Source organism: Streptomyces sp. YS-3, assembly GCF_045257485.1.
Classification (GTDB): domain Bacteria; phylum Actinomycetota; class Actinomycetes; order Streptomycetales; family Streptomycetaceae; genus Streptomyces.
Genome location: NZ_JBJHPC010000551.1, coordinates 1 through 4,755, shown reverse-complemented (window position 1 = coordinate 4,755; position 4,755 = coordinate 1). Strand labels below are relative to the sequence as shown.

Genomic DNA, 4,755 nt, shown 5'->3' with positions numbered 1-4,755 from the left:
GGGCGGGGCGAGTCCGGGGCGCGGCGGCCATGTCCCGGGAGTGGCGCGGCGCACTTTTGCAAGCAGTCGCTTGCAATAGTTAGCAGTCAGGGGGCAGTATCGAGGCATGGCATCGCTCAACGTCGGCAATCTCGGTGAGTTCCTGCGCGAGCAGCGGCGTTCCGCCCAGCTCTCGCTGCGGCAGCTCGCCGATGCCGCCGGGGTGTCCAATCCGTATCTGAGCCAGATCGAGCGCGGGCTGCGCAAGCCGAGCGCGGACATCCTCCAGCAGCTCGCCAAGGCGCTGCGGATCTCCGCCGAGACGCTGTACGTGCAGGCCGGGATCCTCGACGAACGCGAGCCGGACGCGGCCGGGACACGCAGTGCCATCCTCGCCGACCCCTCGCTCGACGAGCGGCAGAAGCAGGTGCTGATCCAGATCTACGAGTCCTTCCGCAAGGAGAACGGGCTCGACGCGGACGCACCTGCTCCGGCCGCGGGCCCGGGGCCCGGCGAGAACGGCGACACGGGCGATGCCGCCTCGGCTCCCACGAGCTGACCCACATACCGATCCGGGAGGAAACCAGCATGGCTGTCACCGATGAGCTGCGTAATGCCCTGACCGACCCCAAGCCCCTCTTCTTCGTCGCCGGCGCGCTCGACCTCGGCGCCAAGCAGGCCGCGAAGGTCCCGGAGAAGATCCCGGGCCTGGTCGAGCGGATCCAGAGCGAGGTCCCGGCGCGGCTGGAGGCCGTACGCAGGACCGACCCCAAGGTCGTCCAGGACAAGGTCGTCGCCCAGGCCAAGGAGGCCCAGGCCGTCGTCACCGCCAAGGTGACCGAGGTCGTCGGCGCGCTCGACGGCGATGTGAAGAAGCTCGGCGACTCCGTCCAGCACCTCGCGCTCCAGGCGGTCGGCCTCGCGGTCGAGTCGCTGGTCAAGGGCCGTGAGGGGTACGAGAAGGTGGCCGAGCACGGTCAGGCCGCCGTCAAGAAGTGGCGTGGCGAGGCCGCCGAGGAGATCTTGGTGGTCGCCGAGGCCGTCGAGGGTCCGGCTACCGCGTCGCCCTCCGGGACGGAGACCACGACCACGGCCGAGGCGCCCGTCGCCCCGCCCGCTCCGGTCGACCTCACGAGCGAGCCGGCGTCCGGGACCGCGTCCGGGGCCGGGACCGCCAAGAAGCCCGCCGCGCGCAAGAGCACGGCCAAGAAGACCGCGGTCAAGCCCTCCGAGTGAGCCGGGTCCGTCGCGGCGGCGGGCACCCCTGCGGTGTCCGCCACGTCGGACGGGTACCTTGGCCGCGTAGGGACGATCCCGGGAAAGGTGGTGGACGACCGTGCTAATGCAGGGATTCACGGGGTTCATGTGGCTGCTGAGTACAGCCCTGACCGCACTGAGCCTGTTCGCGCTAGTGGACGCGGCCTTCCGCCGGGAGGACGCGTACCGCGCGGTGGACAAGCAGACCAAGCCGTTCTGGCTGATCATCCTGTCCATCGCCCTGCTGGTCAGCGTGTTGTTCCCGGTGCTGTCGTTCCTGCCGGTCATCGGCGCGGTGGCGGTGATCGTCTACATCGTGGACGTCCGTCCCGCCGTCCGGCAGATCAGCGGTGGGCGCGGGCGCGGCGGCCGTCGCGGCGGATCGAGCAGCGACGGTCCGTACGGGCCGTACAACGGCGGCCGATAAACCAGCCCGATCCGGTTCAGCCCGGTCCGGTCCGTTCCGGTCCGGTCCGGCTCGGCCCGGGCCCGGTTCGGCCTCCGGTGCCCAGTGCCCGGAGTTTCGCGGGCCCCGTCCGGGTCAGTCGCCCGGCCGGGCCCGTTCCAGCAGCACCACCGCGACGTCGTCGGTGAGTTCACCGCCGTTGAGCTCGCGGGCCTCGGTGACCGCCGCCTCCAGCAGTGATTCGCCCCGCAGGCCCTCCGTCAGCAGACGGTTGACCATGTCGGTCATCCCCTCCTGGCCCAGCCGCTGGTTGCCGACGCCGGTACGGCCCTCGATCAGCCCGTCCGTATACATCAACAGGCTCCACGCCTCGCCCAGTTCGACCCGTCGGCGCGGCCAGCGGGTCTGCGGCAGCAGGCCGAGCGCCGGGCCCCCGCTCTCGTACGCGAGCAGGCCCGCCGGGCGGTCCGCGCGGGCGATCAGCGGGGCCGGATGGCCCGCCAGGCTGAGTTCGGCGCGGTGGCCGTCCGGGGCGATGTCGACCGTGCAGAGCGTCGCGAAGATCTCGTCGTCGTCGCGCTCGTGCTCCAGGACCTGCTGGAGCGTGGTCAGGAGCGCGTCACCGCTCAGTCCCGCCAGCGTCAACGCCCGCCAGGCGATGCGCAGTTCGACGCCGAGCGCGGCCTCGTCGGGGCCGTGGCCGCAGACGTCGCCGATCATGGCGTGGACGGTGCCGTCGGGGGTGCGGACCGTGTCGTAGAAGTCGCCGCCGAGCAGGGCGCGGGACCGGCCCGGCCGGTAGCGGGCGGCGAAGCGCAGCTCGGAGCCCTCCAGCAGGGGCGTGGGCAGCAGCCCGCGTTCGAGGCGGGCGTTCTCCTGGGCGCGCAGCCGGGACTCCGCGAGCTTGTACTGCGCGGTGTCGGCGCGCTTGCGCTCCACCGCGTACCGGATGGCGCGGCTCAGCAGCCTGCCGTCCAGTTCGTCGCGGAAGAGGTAGTCCTGCGCGCCCACGCGGACGGCCTCGGCGGCGCGCTCGGCGTGCGTGGAGGCGGTGAGGGCGAGGACCGGGTGCCGGGGCGCCAGGCGCAGCAGATGCCGCAGCGCCGCGAGCTCGTCGTCGGGGTCGCGGCCGGGCAGCGCGAGGTCGAGGAGGATGCAGTTCACGTCGTCGGTGAGCAGCCGCTCGGCCTCGGTGAGATTGCGCGCGGTACGGATACGGACCCGGGTCCCGGTGCTGTGGAGCAGCTCGGAGACGGTGAAGGGGCCGCCGGGGTCGTCCTCGATGACGAGCAGGTTGAGGGCGGTGGCGGGCTGGGCGGTGGCGGGCTGCGCGGCGGCGCCGGCGGCGTCCGCCCTCGGTCCGGGACCGATCGCGCCGCGTGTGCCGTGGGTGCCGCTGGGGTGCGGCGGCGCGGGCAGGACCGCCGCGCCCGCGCCCTTGTTGAAGGCATCCGGGCCGTCCGGGCCACCCGGACGGCCGGGTGCCCGCGTTTTTGGCAGAGCGGGGGCCGGAGTGGACGGACCGGCGGCGGACGAGGCGGCCGGGACCGGTTCGTCCGGCCCTCGCGGGGGCGTCAGGGGGGACTCCATGTGCGGTGCGGGCATCGTTCCGGTCTCCCTCCTCCCGAGGGCGCCGCGGAACGCCGGGCTGCGTTGCCGCCAGTCCGGGACCCTAGCCGCAGTGGGCCGCGCAGCGGAATGGCGTTCGGTGTCTGTTCGGCAAATGGCGCATGGCATATGCCACATTGCCTCACTTGTCCGGGCGGACCACTCCCAGGATCGGCATGGTGCCCGCGCCCGCGACCGTCACGTTGCGGCCCGGGCGGGGGGCGTGCACGATCGCGCCGTCGCCGATGTACATCCCGACATGGGTGGCGTCCGCGAAGTAGATGATGAGGTCGCCCGGGCGCATGTCCTTGATGGCGACATGCGGCAGTTGTGCCCACTGCTCCTGCGAGGTGCGCGGGATACCGTGGCCCGCCGCGAGCCAGGCCTGCGAGGTCAGTCCCGAGCAGTCGAACGAGCTCGGTCCCTCGGCGCCCCACACATACGGCTTGCCGATCTGGTCGGTCGCGAACTTCACCGCCCTGCGGCCCTGCTCGCTCGCCCTGCCGTTGATCTCCTTCAGTATTCCCGAACCGAGCCAGTCCGTCTGCGCCTTGTACTGCTGGCGGCGCTCCAGCTCGGCGAGCCGCTCGCGCTCCTTCGCCTCCAGCTGGGACTCCAGCTTCTCGGCGGCGGCGATCTTGCCGGTGACCTCCTTCTTGGCGGTCTCCTTCTTGACCCGGTTCGCCTCCAGCCGCTTCCACTGGGCGGAGGCGTCCTTCGAGTACTGCGCCAAGTCCTGTTGCGTACGGTTCAGTTCGGCCAGCATGCCCTGGGCGGCCTGCTGGCCCTGGCGCAGCCGGTCGGCGCCGTCGAGGAAGCTGTCCGGGTTGCCGCTGAGCATCATCTGCGCCCCGGCCGGCAGCCCGCCCGTGCGGTACTGCAGCCGGGCCGTCGCGCCCGCCTGGTCCCTGAGCCGCTTGATCCGTTCCTCGCCCTTGACGATCTCCTGGGCGATCTTCACGATCTCGGCGGACTGGAGCTTGGTCTGCTCCTGGGCCTGGTTGTACGCCTCGGTCGCGACCGCCGCCTGCCGGTAGAGCTCGTCTATCTGCTTCCGCACGTCCTCCAGGCGCTCCGAGGACGCGGGCGGGGCGGCCGGGGGAGCGCTCGTGGCGGTCGGGTCCGGCGTCGGATTCGGCGCGGCGAACGCCGTGGCCGGCATCGCGAGCACGGTCAGGGCGCACACCACGGTGATCGCGGTGGCCAAGCGGCGCGGCTGCACTAAGTCTCCCCCTCCGGACAACCGGACAACACCAGGCAATACGGTAGGTGATTTACCGTCAGTAACATTTCGGCGACGTCGTGATGGTGCCATGCCGTCCCCCAAAACGACAGGGGCGGACGGCTGCCTCACGGGTCACCCCCCGCGTGTGGGACGAACGGAGGGGGCGGTGCGTTCCCCTCGGCGGCGATCGGCTCCCCAATTCACCCGTGCGAGGTCAAGCCGCCCCCGGAGCGCCCGGGGCGTGCCCGAGGGCGCCCTCACAGCCGCGGCGCCCCTCGCC

Annotated in this window: 5 protein-coding genes; 3 read left to right on the top strand and 2 right to left on the bottom strand. The window is 72.1% G+C overall.

Annotated elements, in window-relative coordinates:
• The first annotated feature begins 106 nt into the window (after positions 1 to 106).
• The 3 genes from ACJA3G_RS30435 to ACJA3G_RS30425 all read left to right on the top strand — a co-directional run bounded on the left by ACJA3G_RS30435 (position 107) and on the right by ACJA3G_RS30425 (position 1,663).
• Positions 107 to 538, top strand: a complete 432-nt coding sequence (locus ACJA3G_RS30435; RefSeq protein WP_406556260.1) for a helix-turn-helix domain-containing protein — start codon at positions 107 to 109, stop codon at positions 536 to 538.
• A 29-nt stretch (positions 539 to 567) separates the two neighbouring features.
• Positions 568 to 1,215 (top strand): hypothetical protein, encoded by a 648-nt coding sequence (locus ACJA3G_RS30430; protein ID WP_406556259.1) that lies wholly within the window; start codon positions 568 to 570, stop codon positions 1,213 to 1,215.
• A gap of 106 nt (positions 1,216 to 1,321) precedes the next feature.
• Positions 1,322 to 1,663 (top strand): DUF2516 family protein, encoded by a 342-nt coding sequence (locus ACJA3G_RS30425; protein WP_406556262.1) that lies wholly within the window; start codon positions 1,322 to 1,324, stop codon positions 1,661 to 1,663.
• Between the two features lie 114 nt (positions 1,664 to 1,777).
• Here the strand turns inward: ACJA3G_RS30425 and ACJA3G_RS30420 are convergent, their stop codons facing one another.
• Complete coding sequence (locus tag ACJA3G_RS30420; protein WP_406556258.1) at positions 1,778 to 3,247, bottom strand: PP2C family protein-serine/threonine phosphatase; 1,470 nt, start codon at positions 3,245 to 3,247, stop codon at positions 1,778 to 1,780.
• Between the two features lie 145 nt (positions 3,248 to 3,392).
• Positions 3,393 to 4,412, bottom strand: a complete 1,020-nt coding sequence (locus ACJA3G_RS30415) for an NlpC/P60 family protein (protein ID WP_406556261.1) — start codon at positions 4,410 to 4,412, stop codon at positions 3,393 to 3,395.
• Between the last annotated feature and the right edge of the window lie 343 nt (positions 4,413 to 4,755).

Bases quoted from the DNA above. Each gene is read 5' to 3' on its own strand.
- ACJA3G_RS30415 (WP_406556261.1), bottom strand. From the start codon at position 4,412: ATGCCGGCCACGGCGTTCGCCGCGCCGAATCCGACGCCGGACCCGACC.
- ACJA3G_RS30435 (WP_406556260.1), top strand. From the start codon at position 107: ATGGCATCGCTCAACGTCGGCAATCTCGGTGAGTTCCTGCGCGAGCAG.
- ACJA3G_RS30430 (WP_406556259.1), top strand. From the start codon at position 568: ATGGCTGTCACCGATGAGCTGCGTAATGCCCTGACCGACCCCAAGCCC.
- ACJA3G_RS30420 (WP_406556258.1), bottom strand. From the start codon at position 3,247: ATGCCCGCACCGCACATGGAGTCCCCCCTGACGCCCCCGCGAGGGCCG.
- ACJA3G_RS30425 (WP_406556262.1), top strand. From the start codon at position 1,322: ATGCAGGGATTCACGGGGTTCATGTGGCTGCTGAGTACAGCCCTGACC.